Source organism: Streptosporangium sp. NPDC000509 (assembly GCF_042898365.1).
In the GTDB taxonomy this organism is placed as follows: Bacteria; Actinomycetota; Actinomycetes; order Streptosporangiales; family Streptosporangiaceae; genus Streptosporangium.
Genome location: NZ_JBIAYX010000003.1, coordinates 132939 through 149227, shown reverse-complemented (window position 1 = coordinate 149227; position 16289 = coordinate 132939). Strand labels below are relative to the sequence as shown.

Genomic DNA, 16289 nt, shown 5'->3' with positions numbered 1-16289 from the left:
TCGTGTTCAGCGTAGTGCCGGTCGGCGGGATGCGGGGGCAGCGCACGGTGGCTGTCCGATGACGGCGCGGGCGCGTCGAAGGTGCGCCCGCGCCGTCATCGGCCGGGTCAGCAGGGCACGTAGAACGACTGGGCGATGGCGGGATCGTCCATGTTGTCGCGGGTGGCGACGACGATGTCCGTGTCGACGGTCGGCTGCGTGGCCGAGCCCTTCGCCGCCGCCAGCGCCTGGTCCACCGCGGCGGCGCCGATCTTCGACGGCGCGGGCACGAGGAGTGCCTTGGCGATGCCGTCCTTGAGCAACCCCACCTGATACTCGCGGGCGCCTCCGGCCACCAGGGGGATCTTTCCGGCCTTCCCCGCCTCACGGAGGCCGGTGACCGCGCCTTCGGCGTCGCCGCCGTTGAAGGTCATCACACCTGCCAGCCCGGGGTGCCGGGCCAGCGCCGCGGCCACGATCGAGGCGGACTTGCCCGCGTCGCCCTGGCTGTACTGGATGACCGGCTCGATGTCGGGGTGTTCCGCCATCTCCTTGAGGAACGCCTTGCGTCCCAGATCGTTGGTGGTGACGCCGGGCGGCGAGAAGATCGCCAGGACGGTTCCCTTGTCACCGACGGCCTTGGCGAGCTCCTGAGCACCGAGCGTCCCCATCTGCGTCCAGTTGGCGGATATCTGAGAGGACAGGAACGAGGTGTCGTCGAGCGTCGTGTCCACTGTGACGATCTTGGAGCCGTCCTGGTGCGCCTGCTGGAGCGGTGGAAAGAGAGCCTTGGAGTCGGTCGGCGCGATGATGATGGCGTCGGGCTTCTTCGCGGTGGCGCCGTTGACGATAGGCACCTGCTGCGAGGTGTCGAACGCCTTCGGCCCCAGCAGATCGAGCGTGACGCCCTTGGCCGCGGCCTCCTTTTTGGCCCCGCACATGAGCGACTGGTAGTAGGCGTCGCCGAGGTTGCCCACGATGAGGGACATGCTGGCGGAGGCGGTGGCCGTGGCCGTGTCGTTGGAGCGTTCCGCGGCGCCGCAGGCGGTGAGGCCCGCGATCACCGACGTGACGAGGGCGGCGTGTCCGATGGCACGCAGGGACGGCTTCATGGGTTTCCTTCGAGGTATGGCCGTTCAGACGGAGCGGCTGCGGCGGATCTTGTCGAGGTAGACGGCGGCGATGAGGACGATGCCCACGGCGACCTGCTGCCAGTAGGGCGTCACGCCCGTGACGACGAACCCGTTCTGCAGCACCGTGGGGATGAAGACGCCGGCGACGGTGCCGACGATGGCGCCCGTTCCGCCGAACAGGCTGGTGCCGCCGAGGACGACGGCGGTGACGGCCTGGAGGTTGTCGGTGGCGTGCCCGGCGAGGGTGGTGGTGGCGAACCGGGCGAGCGACAGGAACCCGGCCAGGCCGGTGAGCCCGCCCGCGATGACGTACACCTTCACGAGGTGGATGTTGACGTTGATGGAGGCGCGTCGGGCGGCCTCCTCATTGGCGCCGATGGCGTAGGTGTGGCGGCCGAAGCGGGTGGCCTGCAGCAACACTCCGAAGACGATGGCGACGGCCGCGGCCGCCACCACGAGCCACGGCACTCCGAGCAGGCGCTGCGACCCGATGGCGGTGACCGAGGACGGCACGTCCTGCAGGTCGAACCCGCCCGTGATGATGTAGGAGAGCCCGAGCGCCGCACCGAGAGTGCCCAGTGTCGCGATGAAGGCCGGGATCCGCCCGTACGCGACGAGCACGCCGTGCAGCACACCCCAGGCCAGGCCGCTGGCGACCGCGACGACGCCACCAAGGACGGCCACCCCGGGGCCGTCGCCGCCGAACGCCTGCATTGCCTTGACCGACATCACTCCGGAGAACACCAGCACCGAGCCGGTCGAGAGGTCGATGCCTGCCGTGATCATCGGAAAGTTGATCGCGATGGAGAGGATGAGCAGGATCGAGGCGTCGGTGAGGATGGCCCGCGTGTTGCTCGCACTGGTGAACGAGACGGGCGCGATGGTCGCGAACACGGCGACGATCACGAACAGAATGATGAACGTGACCGTGCTCGGACGTAGCAGGAGGCCGGTCAGCCGAGCGCGCGGGGACTCCGTCCCGGTAGCCGGGGCCGCCGTGACGGCACTTGGGGGACTCATCTCATCTCCTCCTGGCGCGCGCCGGTGATGGCGGCGACCACTTCCTGGGTGTTTGTGACGCGGGCGTCAAGCCGGGCGACGCGCCGCCCGAGCCGCAGCACCTCGATCCGGTCGGCGACTTCCAGCACGTCGGGGACGCTGTGGCTGATGAGGACGACCGCGATGCCCCGGTCACGCACCCGTTTGATGAGGTCGAGGACGTTCCTGGTCTGGGCCACGCCCAGCGCGGCCGTGGGCTCGTCCATGAAAACGACGCGGTTGGCCCACATGACGGCGCGGCAGACGGCGACCCCCTGACGCTGGCCGCCGGACATGCCACGGACCGTCTGCCCGCTCGGTGTGACCGTCACCGACAACTCGCTGAAGACCCGTGCGGCCTCGTTGCGCATGGCCTTCTTGTCGAGAAAGCCGAGGCGCCCGAGTAGTCCGGAGCGCATGTGTTCCCTTCCGAGGAACAGGTTGCTGGCCGCGTCGAGGGAGTCGGCGAGCGCGAGGTCCTGGTAGACGGTCTCGATCCCCAGGGCGCGAGCGGCGTCGGGACTTCGCAGCTCGACGGGCTCGCCGTCCATCAGGACTTCGCCGCTGGTCGGGGGCTGGACACCGGAAAGGATCTTGATGAGGGTGCTCTTGCCCGCGCCGTTGTCGCCCATCAGTGCGACCACTTCGCCCGCACCGACCGCGAAGTCGGCGCCGCGCAGCGCCTGCACGTGACCGAACGTCTTCACGACGTTGCGCGCCTCAAGCAACGGCTCTGCCAGTGAGGATGTCATGGCGGAGAGGTTATGTTCACTCAAACATTTATGGCAAGAAGCGAACAGAAAAAACTTTGGATGTAACAGGAGGGTGATAAGTTGACCGCGTGAACTCCTCCTCCTCCGACATGACGCCTCCCTATGTGCGTGGCATCGCCCAACAGGTCCACACCCTCCGCGCCATCCTCGACGCTCCGCCCCCCGACGACGTCGGCCACCTGGTGCGCGACCGGCTGTCGCGCTACAACGGCATCGTGTTCACCGGCATGGGCTCGGGGCCGTTCGCGTCCTACCCGGCGTGGCTGCGGCTCGTATCGGCCGGCGTGCCCGCCTGGGTCGTCGAGACCGCCGAGCTGATCAACTACGCGCCCGGCCTGCTGACCCCCGACAAGCTGCTTGTGGTCGTCTCACAGTCGGGCGAGTCGGCGGAGGTGCTCGCCCTGCTCGACACGCTCGGCCCGAAGCGCCCCACGATCCTGGCGGTGGTGAACAACCTGAGCTCGCCGCTCGCCCGCGCCGCGGACGTCGTCTATCCCCTCCACGTAGGGGCCGCGCGCGAGGACACCGCCGGCACGGGGACGTACATCAACACCATCGTGGCCGGCGCGCGCCTGGTGGACGCCGCGCTCGGCGAAGATCATTCAGCGGACTTCGCGCCCGCTGTGTCCGAGGTGCGGCGGTACGTCGAAGCCCTCGACGATCACCTTGACATCGCCCGCCCGCTGGAGCTGGCCAGTCGCACATTCGTGGTGCTGGGCCGCGGCCCGTCGCTGGCGTCGGCGCGCACCGGGGCGCTGCTCGTGAAGGAGGCGGGCAAGGTGCACGCGGAGGCGCTGGCCACCAGCGAGTTCCGTCACGGCCCGCTCGACCTGGTGGACGACCGCTTCACGGCCGTCATGCTGGCGGGGGCCCGGGCGACGGCGTCACTCAACCGGCGCATGGCGCAGGACATTCTCGACCGCGACGGGCAGGTGCTCTGGGTCGGGCCGGGAGAGGGGCCCGGGGTGAACCTCGCGGCCCCCGCCCTCACCGGTGCGGCCCGGCCGATCGCCGAGATCTTGCCGCTGCAGATGCTGAGCGTTGCGAGTGCCCTGGACAACGGGCTGCAGCCGGGCGCGTTCCGTCATGCCAGCCGCGTGACCCGCGTCCTGTGAAGAAGGAGAGATGGCGCTTCACCCACCAGGGAAGCCGGGGCCGTTGAAGTCGCCCCGGCTGTGTGGGGCGGTTCGAGTCATCATGTGGTCAGTCGTACGGTGAAACCGCCCGGGGGCAGGCGCGGGTCGCCCAGTTCGTGTTCCTCGTCGCCGTGGTTGACGACGAAGAGCCGGTCGCCGCGTCGTCCACTGCCCTTCGATGACAACGCAGCCCGTGAGTACGGCCGGTTGCGGACCGCAGGGGGGTGAGACACATCCGTGATCAAGGTCGGGGAAGATTGCCCTTCCTGTCCCGGACTATCGAGGAACCCCTATGAAGCGAATGATCGCGAGCATCTCCGCGGTCACGGCCGTCGCGCTCGTGACCGGGGCACCGGCCCACGCCCAGGCTCAGGCCGCCCCCGCCGATCCGGTCAAGGCGGTGAAGAGCCAGTTCGTTCCGGGCAAGGGGGTGAGGTTCAGCGACCGGAGCACCATGATCGAAGATGGCCAGGGCCAGCCTTACCTGCGGCGCACCGGTTCCTTCCAGTTCGGCCGAGGCGGGATCGTCGCCTCCGACATCAGCTCGCAGAGTGCCCACCCGGCCGACGATCGCCTCAATCCGCACGTCCCCGAACGGACGATCCGGATCGGCACCACGAGTTACTCCCAAGGTGGCACCTATCGCGACCAAATGCCGCGAGGCAAGAGTTGGTACAAGGACCCGGGCGGCATGACGGGCGGTGCGGGCGGCTGGTTCAGCCAGCTGGTGAACGTCGCCGAGCCGACGACCCTCACCAGCCTGCTCAAGGGGGCCAAGAAGTCACGTACCACCTACAGCGGCACCACCACCTTCGGCAAGCTCGCCAAGGTCTCGCCCTGGTTCCGTGCCACCCTGCCGCTCCGGTCGAGCGACAAGACCGTGGTGACGTTCAAGCTCACCGTGGACAGAAACCACCTGCCACAGCGCCTGACCACGTCCTTCCCCGTCGTCGGCATCTTCGACAGCACCGGGTGGGAGGGCAAGACGATCAGCGTCGAGACCCGCTTCACCGGCTGGGGCAGCAGAGTCTCCATCAAGGCGCCGCCCGCGAACAAGGTGACGACCAAGCTTGAGGACAGGGACGGTTTGTGACAGCGGTCGGCGGCCTGACGGGACGCTGATCGTCGGGCGGTTCGGCATCGAGGTGGCCGCCGTTGTCACTCTCGCTCAACGTGTGGTCGTACGGCGAAACCGCCCGGGGGCAGGAGCAGGTCGCCCAGTTCGTGTTCCTCGTCTCCGTGGTTGATGGCGAAGAGCCAGTCGCCGCGTCGTACGAGTTCCACGGGGGCGGGGGAGAGGCCGAGCAGGCGGGCGTAGGCGTCGTCGGTCAGGCGGGTGGAGATGTAGAGGGCCTTTCCTGAACCGTACGGGTGGCGGGTGATGGCGGGTTGGCCGGAGAGGGGGGTGTCGAGGGTGTGCGGGCCGGTGTAGACGGCCAGCGCCTCGGCGCCCTCCAGGTGGACGTGTTCGCTCCAGAAGGTGCCGGTCTCCGGCCGGTCACCGGGGAACCTCGTTTCATCGGAAAACGTCGCCTCGTCGGTCGGGGGACGTGCGGGTATTTCGGCCCGGGGGGAGGTGCTCCGGGGGGCGAGGACGTCAGGGGCGGACAGGGTGAGGGCGATGTCGGGGGGCAGGGGGTGGAACTCCTCGACGCGGATGCCGAGCAGGTCGCGGAGAGCGCCGGGGTAGCCGCCGAGGCGGACGCGGGCGTGTTCGTCGGCGATGCCGCTGAGGTAGGAGACCACGAGGGTGCCGCCGCCGGAGACGTAGCGGCGCAGGTTGTCGGCGTCGGCGTCGGAGATCAGGTAGAGACTGGGGACGAGGACGAGCGGGTAGGCCGACAGGTCGGCGGAGGGGTGGACGAGGTCGGCGGTGACGCCGTGCCGGTAGAGGACCCGGTGGGCCTGGCGTACGGCCTCGGTGTAGTTCAGTTCGGTGGAGGGTAGCCCGGGGGCCTGGAGCGCCCAGTTCGCCTCGGCGTCCCAGAGGATCGCGGCCCCGGCCTCGACGGGAGCCGCGCAGGCGTCCTCCAGTGTGGGCAGCAGGGCGCCCAGGTCGCAGATCTCGCGGAAGATCCGCGAGTCGGGTCCGGCGTGCGGGACCATGCCGCCGTGCCAGAGTTCGGCGCCGCCCCGGGAGGCCCGCCACTGGAAGAACATGGCTCCCCGTGAGCCGCGCGCGATGTGCGACAGGCTCAGCCTGGTGATCTCACCGGGGCGCTTGGCGCGCATCCGGGGGCCGGTGTAGGTGACCACCGCCTGCTCCATCAGCAGCCAGGGCTTCCCGGTGGTCGGGTCGTGCGCGGCGCCGGACAAGTCGTGCGCCGGGTCGGCGGCCGGGCCATGCGTCGGACCGGGTGAGTCGTGCGCCGGGGCGCCGGACGAGCCATCCGTCGGACCGGTTGAGCCGTGTGCGGGGTCGGTGGCCGGGGCGTCCGTCGGCCCGGCCGAGTCTCGCGTCGGGTCGTACCCGGGAGTCGAGGCCCAGCCGCGGGCCAGGTCGGCGGCGAAGGCGGTTTCGGCGGGCGGGTCGGTGGACGGGTAGTGGTCGATCGCCACCAGGTCGACCTCGGCCGCCCAGTGGCGGTGGTTCACCGGCACCCAGTCGCCGAGGACGAAGTTCGTGGTGATCGGGATGTCCGGGGTGAGTTCGCGCAGCACCGCCTTCTGCTCGCGGAAGTGGTCGAGCATCGCGTCGGAGACGAACCGCCGGAAGTCCAGGGCCTGGGAGGGGTTGGGCAGGTACTGGGTGGCGCGGGGGGTGGTGATCTGCTCCCAGGCGGAGTAGTGCTGGCTCCAGAACGAGGTGGTCCAGGCGTCGTTCAGCGCCTCCAGGGTGTCGTGCCGGGCCCGCAGCCAGGTCCTGAAGGCGTCGGCGGCGTGGTCGCAGTGGCAGGTGGTGCCGTACTCGTTGTGCACGTGCCACATGGCGAGCGCCGGGTGGTCGCGGTAGCGCTCGGCGAGTGTGCGGGCGATTCCGGCGCAGGCGGCGCGGTAGGCGGGGGAGTGCACGCAGTAGGTGTCGCGGCTGCCGTGGGTGAGGCGGGTGCCGTCGTGGGTGACGGTGAGGGCGTCGGGGTGGGCGAGGCCGAACCAGGGGGGTGGCGAGGCGGTCGGGGTGGCGAGGTTGACCCGGATCCCGCCGTCGTGCAGCAGGTCGAGGACGCGGTCGAGCCAGCCGAGGTCGTGGACGCCGGGTGTGGGCTCCAGGCGTGCCCAGGAGAACACGCCGACGCTGACCAGGTTCACCCCGGCCCGCCGCATCAGCTCGACGTCCTCCTTCCAGACGTCCTCCGGCCACTGCTCGGGGTTGTAGTCCCCGCCGTAACACAGCCCGCCGAGCCGTTCCGACCAGTCCACGGCTCCCCTTTGTTTGGATGGAAACTAAACTAATTATCCACGTGCGGCGGGCCGGGCTCAAGAGGGCGGCTCCGGCTTCCTTCGTCCGCGAACGACCTGTTCGAGGGGGTGGGTCAGCGGAGTTCGGCAGGTCGAGGGCATTGACGTTTGTTGGTTTGGACGTAAAACTAACTCGGCAGATGCAGGCCCGAGCGCTGGAGTTCCCATGCCTTACCGTCCCCCGTTGGTCGCGCACGAGTACTTCGTCGCCGACCCGCCTGAGCTGCCCGTACGCTCGCACGGTGAGGGGGGCCTGTCGGCGTTGATCTCGGCTGAGCCGGTCGCCTCCGATGCGGCAGGGGTGATCCTGAAGGCCGTGACATCGGCCGAGGAGACGCTTTTGGTCCAGTTGAGCGTGGCGGGCGAGGGGGTGATCCGGGTCCGGCTCGGGCAGGACGCGGACGCGCGGACCCGGTCGGCCGCGGCGATCTCGATGGTCACGCCGGGCGAGTTCGCCGGGGCTCGGGTGGAGAGCCGCGAGGGGACGATCCTGCTGGACGCGGGCTCGTTGCGCGCGGAGATCACCCTGGCTCCCTGGCACCTGAGGTTCACCGACGCGAGCGGAGCGCCGCTGCTCGAGCAGGACCGGGGGCACACCGACATCAGCGGCCGGTTGCGCACGCTGCCGTTCGGCCGTTCCAGCTCGGGTGGCGCGGTGGTCGGCTATCACGAGAGCTTCGTGGCCCCCGCCGACGAGGCGTTCAGCGGGTTCGGCGAGTCGTTCACCCGGCTCGACAAGCGCGGCCAGCGGCCGGTGATGTGGAACTTCGACGCGTTCGGCGCCGAGTCGCAGCGGGCGTACAAGAACATCCCGTTCTACCTGTCCAGCAGGGGTTACGGCGTGCTGGTGGACAGCGGGACTCCGGTGGAGTTCGACGTGTGCCAGTCCACGCACAGTTGCGTGCAGATCGTGGTCCCGGACGACCTGATCGACTACTACGTGATCGCCGGGCCGACCCCGTCGGAGGTGCTGGAGCGGTTCGACCTGCTGACCTGCCGGCCGCTGCTCCCGCCGAAGTGGGCGTTCGGCACCTGGATCTCCTCGGGGTTCTTCGTGGACACCCAGGAGCGGGTGATGGCGCGGGCGCGGAGGATCCGCGAGCGCGGCATCCCGTGTGACGTGCTGCACCTGGACACGTACTGGCAGACCGACGGTCACTGGTCCGACCTGCGCTGGGACGCCGAGGGCTTCCCCGACCCCACCGGCATGCTGGCCGAGCTGAAGGAGATGGGGTTCAAGGTCTGCCTGTGGATGAACCCGTACATCTCCCACCTCAGCCCGATCTTCGCTGAAGCGGCCGAGAGCGGATATTTCCTGAAAAAGCCTGGTGGCGAGGTCTACGTCGCCGACTGCTGGCACGGCTCCTACCCGGCCTGCGGCATCGTCGACTTCACCAACCCGGCCGCCACCGAGTGGTTCAAGGGACTGCTGCGCCCGCTGCTCGAACAGGGCGTCCAGGTCTTCAAGACCGACTTCGCCGAGGGTGTGCCGCACGACGCGGTCGCGGCCAACGGCATGTCCGGCACCGACCTGCACAACGTCTACACGCTGCTGTTCAACGACGCCGTCTCCGAGGTGACCAAGGAGGTCGCGGGGCACGGCATGGTCTGGGCGCGCTCGTCGTTCCTCGGCGGGCAGCGGCATTCGGCGCAGTGGAGCGGCGACACCTACACCAGCTACGCCGCGATGGGCAGCACGCTGCGCGGCGGGCTGGCGCACGGCCTGTCCGGCGTCCCGTTCTGGAGCCACGACGCGGGCGGGTTCACCGGCCGCCCCACCGACGACCTGTACGTCAGGTGGACCCAGTTCGGCGCGCTCTCCCCGCTGCTGCGCCTGCACGGCACCACCAGCAGGGAGCCGTGGGAGTTTCCCGAGGTCGAGGCGGAGGCGGTCGAGGCGCTGAGGCTGCGCTACCGGCTCATGCCGTACATCTACACGGCGGCCGTCGAGGCGGCCAGGACCGGGGCCCCGATGATGCGGGCGCTGTGCGTGGACTACCCGGACGACCCGGTGGCCTGGCAGGCGGACCTGCAGTATCTCCTCGGCCGCGACCTGCTGGTGGCGCCGATGACCTCGCCCGAGCAGGTGAGGAAGGTCTACCTGCCCGAGGGGGAGTGGGTGGACCACTGGACGGGCGAGATCCTGTCCGGCGGCCGGTACGTCACGGCCGCCACGCCGCTGGACCGCGTTCCGCTGTACGTCCGGCGCGGGGCCGTCGTCCCCGTTCTCACCGAGCAGGGCGGGACCGAGGCGGGCGGGACCGTCGGGGACGGGCCGTTCGGGGAGATCACCCTGATCGCGTACGGAGTCGGAGCCGACAGCGGCGAGATCCGTACCGTCGTCTCCGACCTCGACGGGGACACCGTGATCACCGTGGTCCCCGACGGGGAGGGCCTGCGGGTGACCGTCTCGGGGAGCGCGCGGATCGCGGGCGTCGAGTTGGTGGGGGCCGACATACCACTCGTCATCACCACCATCTAGGAGAAAGACCATGTTCAATCTGAAAGTCGGTGTCGCCGCGGTGGCGGCGCTCATGGCGCTCGCCGCCTGCGGCGGCACCGAACCCGCGGCGGACACCCCCGCCGCGGAGGGCCCCCGTGTCCTGAAGCTCTGGCACTACGAGGGCGCCGACAGCGCGATGGGCAAGGCGTGGGCCGAGGCCGTCAAGCAGTTCGAGGCCTCGCACCCCGGCGTGACGGTCAAGTTCGAGGAGAAGGCGTTCGAGCAGATCCGCCAGTCGGCGGGGATGATCCTGAACTCGGACGAGGCCCCCGACGTGATGGAGTACAACAAGGGCAACGCCACGGCCGGTCTGCTGTCGAAGCAGGGTCTGCTCACCGACCTCACCCCCGAGGTGACCAAGCGCGGCTGGGACAAGCTGCTCAGCCCTTCGATCCAGACGACCGCGAGATACGACGAGCGCGGTGTGATGGGCGGGGGCAAGTGGTACGGCGTCCCCAACTACGCCGAGTACGTGATGGTCTACTACAACAAGGACGCCTTCAAGAAGGCGGGCGTCGAGGTGCCCACCACCTTCGAGGAGTTCACCGCCGCGCTCGACACGTTCGTCAAGGCGGGGACCACCCCCATCGCGGTCGGCGGCGCCGAGTATCCCGCGCAGCAGATCTTCTACCAGCTCGCGCTGAGCAAGGCGCAGCGACCGTGGGTGGACGCCTTCCAGCTCTACAAGGGCAAGGTCGACTTCAAGGGGCCCGAGTTCACGTACGCGGCCGACACCTTCGCCGACTGGGTCAAGAAGGGCTACGTCGACAAGGACTCCGCCGCGATCAAGGCCGAGGACATGGGCACCTCCTTCATCGGCGGCAAGTATCCGATCCTGGTCTCCGGCAGTTGGTGGTACGGCCGCTTCGTCAGCGACGTCAAGGACTTCGAGTGGGGCTCGTTCCTGTGGCCGGGTAACACGATGAGCGCCGGATCCAGCGGCAACATCTGGGTCGTCCCCGAGAACGCCAAGAACAAGGATCTCGCCTACGACTTCATCGACATCACGATGAAGAAGGACATCCAGAACCTGCTCGGCAACTCCGGCGGCATCCCGGTCGCCGCCGACACGGACGCGATCACCGATGAGAAGAGCAAGGAGCTGATCGAGAACTTCAACAGGCTCTCGACCTCCGACGGGCTGGCCTTCTATCCCGACTGGCCGGCGCCGGGCTACTACGACGTGCTCGTCTCGGGCGTGCAGAACCTCATCAACGGCACCAAGACCCCCGACGCGGTCCTGGACGAGATCGCCGCTCCGTACGAGGAGAACCTCGCCGACATCGGCAACTGACGTCTCCCACGGCCCGCGCCGTGACGATCACGGTGTCACGGCGCGGCCCGCGCGTACCGAACACACGGCCCGCGCACGGAGCAGCGCACGGAGCGGAGCGTGCGCGCAGAACACAGAACACGTGCGCGGGACACGCGCACGGAGCAGAGCGCGCGCACGGAACAGAGAAAGCCGTGCACGCAGAACAGAGAAAGGAGACCTCCGATGCCGAGGTCTCGCGACCGCGGGTACTGGGTGTTCCTGCTGCCGAGCGCCGTGCTCTTCACCGCGGTCATCGTCGTGCCGTTCCTGATGAACGTCGGCATCGGCTTCACCCGCTGGCAGGGGATCGGCGACCCGAGGTGGATCGGGCTGGAGAACTACACCCGCCTCCTCGCCGACGAGCGGTTCTGGTCCTCCTTCCGCAACAACGTCGCGCTCATCGTGGCGATGGCGATCGTCCCGACGCTCATCGGCCTCGTCCTGGCCGCCACGCTCTTCGACTACGTGGGCAAGAAGGTCGGTCCCCGCGCGGCCAGTGTGCTGCGGGCCGCGTACTACCTGCCGCAGGTGCTGCCGGTCGCGGTGGCCGGGATCGTCTGGGGCTGGATCATGCATCCGCGCTTCGGGGCGCTCAACGACCTGCTCGGGCTGCTGGGGATGGAGCCGAGGAACTGGCTCGGCGACCCGGCCTGGGCGCTGCCGAGCGTGATGGCGATCATGGTGTGGTTCCAGATCGGCTACCCGGTCGTCATCTTCATGGCGGGGCTGCAGCGGGTCGATCCCGCGCTGTACGAGGCCGCCGAGATGGACGGCGCCTCGTGGTGGCGGCGGTTCTGGCACATCACGATCCCGCAGATCCGGCCGGAGATCTACGTGGTCCTGCTCACCTGCACGATCGCCGCGCTCAAGGTCTTCGGGCCGATCTTCGTGCTGACCAGGGGCGGTCCCGGCGGTGCCACGCTCGTGCCGTCCTACTTCAGCTACCAGAACTTCTTCGAGAAGGCCAACGTCGGGTACGGGGCGGCGATCGCCACCGTGCTCACCCTCGTGATCATCGCGGTGACGGTGTTCTTCCTGCGGGTTCAGGACAGGGAATCATGATCCGGAAATACTCGGTCCTGGTCTCGCTGGTCGTGCTGGCCGTCGCGATGCTGGTGCCGTTCGCCATCGTCACGCTCAACGCGGTGAAGTCCCCGGCCGACTACTCCTCGGGCGGGCCGCTGGGCCTGCCGAGCGAGCTGTATCTCGACGGGATCGTCGACTTCTGGAACCGGGTCGACTTCGGCGGCAAGCTGTGGAACAGCCTGCTGATCAGCGGCTCGGTCGCGGTGCTCGCCACGGTCCTTTCTGTGCTCAACGCCTACGCGCTCGGCATCGGCAGGGTGCGCGGGCGGGTGTGGATCCTGGTCGTCTTCCTGGTGGCGAACACGCTGCCGCAGGAGGCGCTGGTCTACCCGCTGTACTACCTGGCCAAGCAGGTCGGACTGTACGACACCAGGCTCGGTGTGATCATCATCTTCACGGTGATCCAGAGCGCCTTCGGGACGTACCTGCTCGCCTCGGTGCTCGGCCGCTTCCCGCGCGAGATCCTGGAGGCGGCGGCCCTGGACGGCGCGGGCAAATGGCGGGCCCTGTGGCAGGTCGTCGTGCCGATCAGCAGGCCGACGCTGAGCGTGCTGCTCATCTTCTTCTTCATCTGGACCTGGAACGAGTTCTTCCTGCCTCTCGTCTTCCTCATCTCCAACGAGAACCAGACCGTCCCGGTCGCGCTCGGGGTGTTGCAGGGGGACAAGATGATGGACGCCACGATGTCCAGCGCCTCGGCGCTGCTCGGCATCCTGCCCGCGGTCGCCTTCTTCCTCATCTTCCAGCGGACCCTCACCCGCGGCGTGACCGTGGGCGCCGTCAAATGACCGCACCTCATCTCACGCTCGGTCATATGACCACACCGTGTCTCCCGTTCGACGTCGTACGCCGCTCGGGGGCGGACGGCGTCCCGACAGCGGTGTTTCTTCGACTCCCCCTGACCTGGAGGCGAAATGTCGTTATCCACCACGTCCGTTGCGGCGGTCGCCGTGACGGCCCTCACCCTGGGGTTGTGCGCGGTCCCCGCCCATGCGGCCCTCGCCGGCCTGCCCCACGAGGCGACCCTCGCCCACGAGGCGCACGAGCGATCGGGCCGAGCCCCCACCCGTACGGTCGCTGAACATCCCTTCCGCGATCCCTCACTCCCGCTGAACCGGCGCGTCGACGACCTGCTCGGCCGCCTCACCACGGCGGAGAAGGTCTCCTGGCTCCACCAGTACCAGCCCGCGGTGGAGCGGCTCGGCATCGGGCTGTTCAAGACCGGCACCGAGGCGCTGCACGGCGTCGCCTGGTCCACCGACGTCGACAACGCCGGGAACGTCGTGACGGCGGAGGGAACCGTGTTCCCGCAGGCCGTCGGCCTGGCCAGCACGTGGAACCCCGACCTGGTCAAGAAGGTCGGCACTGCCGTCGGTGAGGAGGCGAGAGGCTACCACGCGGAGAATTCCCGTCTGTGGGGCCTGCAGTTGTGGACGCCGGTGGTCAACCCGCTCCGTGACCCACGCTGGGGCCGCAACGAGGAGGGCTACTCCGAGGACCCGCTGCTCACCGGCGCGATCTCCACCGCGTACGGCTCGGGTATCCAGGGCGACGACCCCGACCACTTACGGGCGGCCCCGGTACTCAAGCACTTCCTCGGCAACAACAACGAGGTCCGTCGCGACACGACCTCCTCCAGCCTGCGCCCTCGCGTCCTGAACGAGTACGAGTACCCGGCGTTCAAAACGGCGTTGGAGGCGGGCGCGGCCACCGGCGTGATGACCGCGTACAACCTGGTCAACGGGCGGCCCGCCACGGTGACCGACCTGAACTCCACCGTCAGGGCCTGGTCGGACCGGCCGCTGTTCAACGTCTCCGACGCAGGGGGGCCCAACAACCTCACCGGCTCCCAGGGCTACTTCGCCACCAGGGCCGAAGGCGCCGCAGCCATGCTCAAGGCGGGCGTCGAGAGCTTCACGGTGGACAACACCGACGGCGCCCCGACGGTGGCCGCGGTGAACGAGGCGCTGGCGCAGGGGCTGCTCACCCAGGCCGACCTCGACACCGCCGTCCGCCGCATTCTCGTTCTCCGGTTCAGGCTCGGCGAGTTCGACCCGGACGGCGGCCCGTACGGAAAGATCACCAAGGACGTGGTCGACAGTCCCGCGCACCGCGAGCTGGCCAGGCGAACCGCGGCCGAGGCGGCGGTGCTGCTGAAGAACTCGGGGAAGACCCTGCCGCTGCGTCCCTCGCAGAAGGTCGCGGTGGTCGGCCCGCTGGCCGACACCCTCTACACCGACTGGTACTCGGGCAGGCTTCCGTACCAGGTCACCCCGCTCGACGGGATCGAGGAGCGGGCCGCCACGGTCACGTCCGAGGGCGTCGACAGGATCGCGCTCAAGTCCGGCGGCAGGTACCTCACCGCGGGCACAGGGGCGGGCGCGGACCTGAGGCTCTCGGGGACCTCGGCGGGCGCGACCGAGCAGTTCGACGTCTTCGACTGGGGCGAGGGGATCGTCACCCTGCGCAGCGTCGCCAACGGAAAGTACGTCAGCCGCGCCAACTGGTCCACCCTGGTCAACAATCAGGAGCAGCCCACCGGCTGGTTCGTGCAGGAGCAGTTCAAGCTGGAGGCGCAGGCCGACGGCACGACGCTGCTGCGCTACGCGGGCTACGAGACCGCCTACGACTGGTTCGGCCAGAACAAGTACGTCAAGGCGGCGGCCGACGGCACGCTCGGCCTCACCGTCGCGGAGGACGCCACCCGCTTCGAGAAGGAGATCGTGCGCAGCGGGACCGCGGAGGCGGTCGCGGCGGCGAGGAGCGCCGACGTGGCGGTGGTCGTCGTCGGCAGCATGCCGTTCATCAACGGCCGTGAGGACCACGACCGGACCGACCTCGGTCTCGCCGAGGGGCAGCGGGCGCTTGTGGAGGCGGTGCGCGCCGCCAACCCGAACACGGTCGTGATCCTGGAGAACAGCTACCCGACCACGATCGACCGGCTGCAGGAGAAGGTCCCGGCGATCCTGTGGACCACCCATGCCGGAGCCGAGACCGGCAACGCGCTGGCCGACCTGTTGTACGGCGACGTCAACCCGGCAGGCCGCCTCACCCAGACCTGGCCCCGGGCCGGCACGCCCTTGCCGGACATCCTCGACTACGACATCGTCAAGACCGGCTCGACCTACCTGTACTCGAAGCGGAGCCCGCTCTACGCTTTCGGCCACGGGCTGAGCTACACCACCTTCGGCTACCAGGGCCTCAAGGCCGTTGCGAAGGGTGGCGGGCACGAGGTGAGCGTCAAGGTGACCAACACCGGCTCGCGCGCGGGTGACGAGGTCGTCCAGCTCTACACCCACCAGCACACCTCCCGGGTGGAGCAGCCGGTCAGGCAGCTGCGCGGCTTCCAGCGGGTGCGCCTGGCCCCCGGGGAGTCGAAGGTCGTGAGGTTCACGCTCAGGACTGCGGACCTGGCCCTGTGGGACGTGACCAGGGGCCGCTTCGCGGTGGAGCCGTCGACTCACGACGTCCTGGTCGGCTCGGCCTCGGACGCGATCCGGCAGCGCGTGACCATGCGGGTGGACGGCGAGCGCATCCCGGCCCGCGACCTCACCCGGACCACCCGCGCCGCCGACTTCGACGACTACTCGGGCGTCGAACTGGTCGACGAGACCAAGGTCCGAGGCGACGCGGTCGGCGCCTCGGCGGGCGAATGGATCTCCTTCGAGGACGCCGACCTCCGCGCCGGGGTCACCGGCGTGCGGCTCGGGGTCGCGGCCACCGCCGCCTCCTCCGTCGAGATCCGCCTCGGCTCCCCGACCGGCAGGCTCGCCGGGACCGTGCGGGTGCCCGCCACCGGCGGGACCTACTCGTGGGCCACGGCCACCGCCCCCGTCTCGGCCGTACGGGGCGCTCAGGACGTCTACCTGGTCTTCCGCGGCGCCCTGCGGATCAAGGACGTGACCTTCACCCGCTGACCACCTCTCC

At 69.2% G+C, this 16289-nt stretch carries 12 protein-coding genes; 7 read left to right on the top strand and 5 right to left on the bottom strand.

All coding sequences use genetic code 11. From position 1 onward, the window contains the following. Nucleotides 1-107 precede the first annotated feature (107 nt). From ACFY3D_RS06900 to ACFY3D_RS06890, 3 genes are read right to left on the bottom strand one after another with little or no spacing between them, the layout of a single operon-like run. Nucleotides 108-1091, bottom strand: a complete 984-nt coding sequence (locus ACFY3D_RS06900) for an ABC transporter substrate-binding protein (protein ID WP_389975883.1) — start codon at nt 1089-1091, stop codon at nt 108-110. A gap of 24 nt (nt 1092-1115) precedes the next feature. Then, complete coding sequence (locus ACFY3D_RS06895) at nt 1116-2132, bottom strand: ABC transporter permease (RefSeq protein ID WP_362896239.1); 1017 nt, start codon at nt 2130-2132, stop codon at nt 1116-1118. After that, a complete protein-coding gene (locus tag ACFY3D_RS06890) occupies nt 2129-2890 on the bottom strand; it encodes an ATP-binding cassette domain-containing protein (protein ID WP_389976593.1) in 762 nt (253 codons plus the stop codon). The genes ACFY3D_RS06895 and ACFY3D_RS06890 overlap by 4 nt, the downstream gene beginning before the upstream one ends. Before the next feature lie 101 nt (nt 2891-2991). Here ACFY3D_RS06890 and ACFY3D_RS06885 point away from each other — a divergent pair, with 101 nt between their 5' ends. Further along, complete coding sequence (locus ACFY3D_RS06885) at nt 2992-4038, top strand: SIS domain-containing protein (RefSeq protein ID WP_389975879.1); 1047 nt, start codon at nt 2992-2994, stop codon at nt 4036-4038. Between the two features lie 80 nt (nt 4039-4118). Here ACFY3D_RS06885 and ACFY3D_RS06880 read toward each other — a convergent pair whose 3' ends face one another. Next, nucleotides 4119-4292, bottom strand: a complete 174-nt coding sequence (locus tag ACFY3D_RS06880) for a hypothetical protein (RefSeq protein WP_389975876.1) — start codon at nt 4290-4292, stop codon at nt 4119-4121. A 59-nt stretch (nt 4293-4351) separates the two neighbouring features. On the opposite strand from ACFY3D_RS06880, the gene ACFY3D_RS06875 reads away from it, so the two are divergent. Beyond that, the gene (locus ACFY3D_RS06875) at nt 4352-5152 is read left to right on the top strand and encodes a hypothetical protein (protein ID WP_389975873.1); all 801 of its coding nucleotides are present in this window, start codon (nt 4352-4354) and stop codon (nt 5150-5152) included. A 65-nt stretch (nt 5153-5217) separates the two neighbouring features. Here the strand turns inward: ACFY3D_RS06875 and ACFY3D_RS06870 are convergent, their stop codons facing one another. After that, nucleotides 5218-7419: a beta-galactosidase gene (locus ACFY3D_RS06870; protein ID WP_389975871.1), complete on the bottom strand. Its 2202-nt coding sequence runs from the start codon at nt 7417-7419 to the stop codon at nt 5218-5220. A 205-nt stretch (nt 7420-7624) separates the two neighbouring features. Between ACFY3D_RS06870 and ACFY3D_RS06865 the strand changes: the two genes are divergently transcribed. The 5 genes from ACFY3D_RS06865 to ACFY3D_RS06845 all read left to right on the top strand — a co-directional run bounded on the left by ACFY3D_RS06865 (nt 7625) and on the right by ACFY3D_RS06845 (nt 16279). Then, nucleotides 7625-9940, top strand: a complete 2316-nt coding sequence (locus ACFY3D_RS06865; protein ID WP_389975869.1) for a TIM-barrel domain-containing protein — start codon at nt 7625-7627, stop codon at nt 9938-9940. 10 nt (nt 9941-9950) lie between these two features. Then, nucleotides 9951-11255, top strand: coding sequence for an extracellular solute-binding protein (locus ACFY3D_RS06860; protein ID WP_389975866.1), 1305 nt, complete (start codon nt 9951-9953; stop codon nt 11253-11255). Nucleotides 11256-11459: 204 nt separating this feature from the next. Beyond that, entirely contained in the window at nt 11460-12338 is an 879-nt protein-coding gene (locus ACFY3D_RS06855; protein WP_362896263.1) for a sugar ABC transporter permease, read from the top strand. After that, the gene (locus ACFY3D_RS06850) at nt 12335-13150 is read left to right on the top strand and encodes a carbohydrate ABC transporter permease (protein WP_350943505.1); all 816 of its coding nucleotides are present in this window, start codon (nt 12335-12337) and stop codon (nt 13148-13150) included. The genes ACFY3D_RS06855 and ACFY3D_RS06850 overlap by 4 nt, the downstream gene beginning before the upstream one ends. 126 nt (nt 13151-13276) lie before the next feature. Further along, on the top strand, nt 13277-16279 hold the full coding sequence (locus ACFY3D_RS06845; protein WP_389975862.1) for a glycoside hydrolase family 3 C-terminal domain-containing protein: 3003 nt from the start codon (nt 13277-13279) through the stop codon (nt 16277-16279). The last annotated feature ends 10 nt before the right edge of the window (nt 16280-16289 follow it).

Excerpts from the sequence above, each read along its gene's own strand:
- ACFY3D_RS06900 (WP_389975883.1), bottom strand. The coding sequence starts at position 1,091 with ATGAAGCCGTCCCTGCGTGCCATCGGACACGCCGCCCTCGTCACGTCG.
- ACFY3D_RS06895 (WP_362896239.1), bottom strand. The coding sequence starts at position 2,132 with ATGAGTCCCCCAAGTGCCGTCACGGCGGCCCCGGCTACCGGGACGGAG.
- ACFY3D_RS06875 (WP_389975873.1), top strand. The coding sequence starts at position 4,352 with ATGAAGCGAATGATCGCGAGCATCTCCGCGGTCACGGCCGTCGCGCTC.
- ACFY3D_RS06865 (WP_389975869.1), top strand. The coding sequence starts at position 7,625 with ATGCCTTACCGTCCCCCGTTGGTCGCGCACGAGTACTTCGTCGCCGAC.
- ACFY3D_RS06860 (WP_389975866.1), top strand. The coding sequence starts at position 9,951 with ATGTTCAATCTGAAAGTCGGTGTCGCCGCGGTGGCGGCGCTCATGGCG.
- ACFY3D_RS06855 (WP_362896263.1), top strand. The coding sequence starts at position 11,460 with ATGCCGAGGTCTCGCGACCGCGGGTACTGGGTGTTCCTGCTGCCGAGC.
- ACFY3D_RS06850 (WP_350943505.1), top strand. The coding sequence starts at position 12,335 with ATGATCCGGAAATACTCGGTCCTGGTCTCGCTGGTCGTGCTGGCCGTC.
- ACFY3D_RS06845 (WP_389975862.1), top strand. The coding sequence starts at position 13,277 with ATGTCGTTATCCACCACGTCCGTTGCGGCGGTCGCCGTGACGGCCCTC.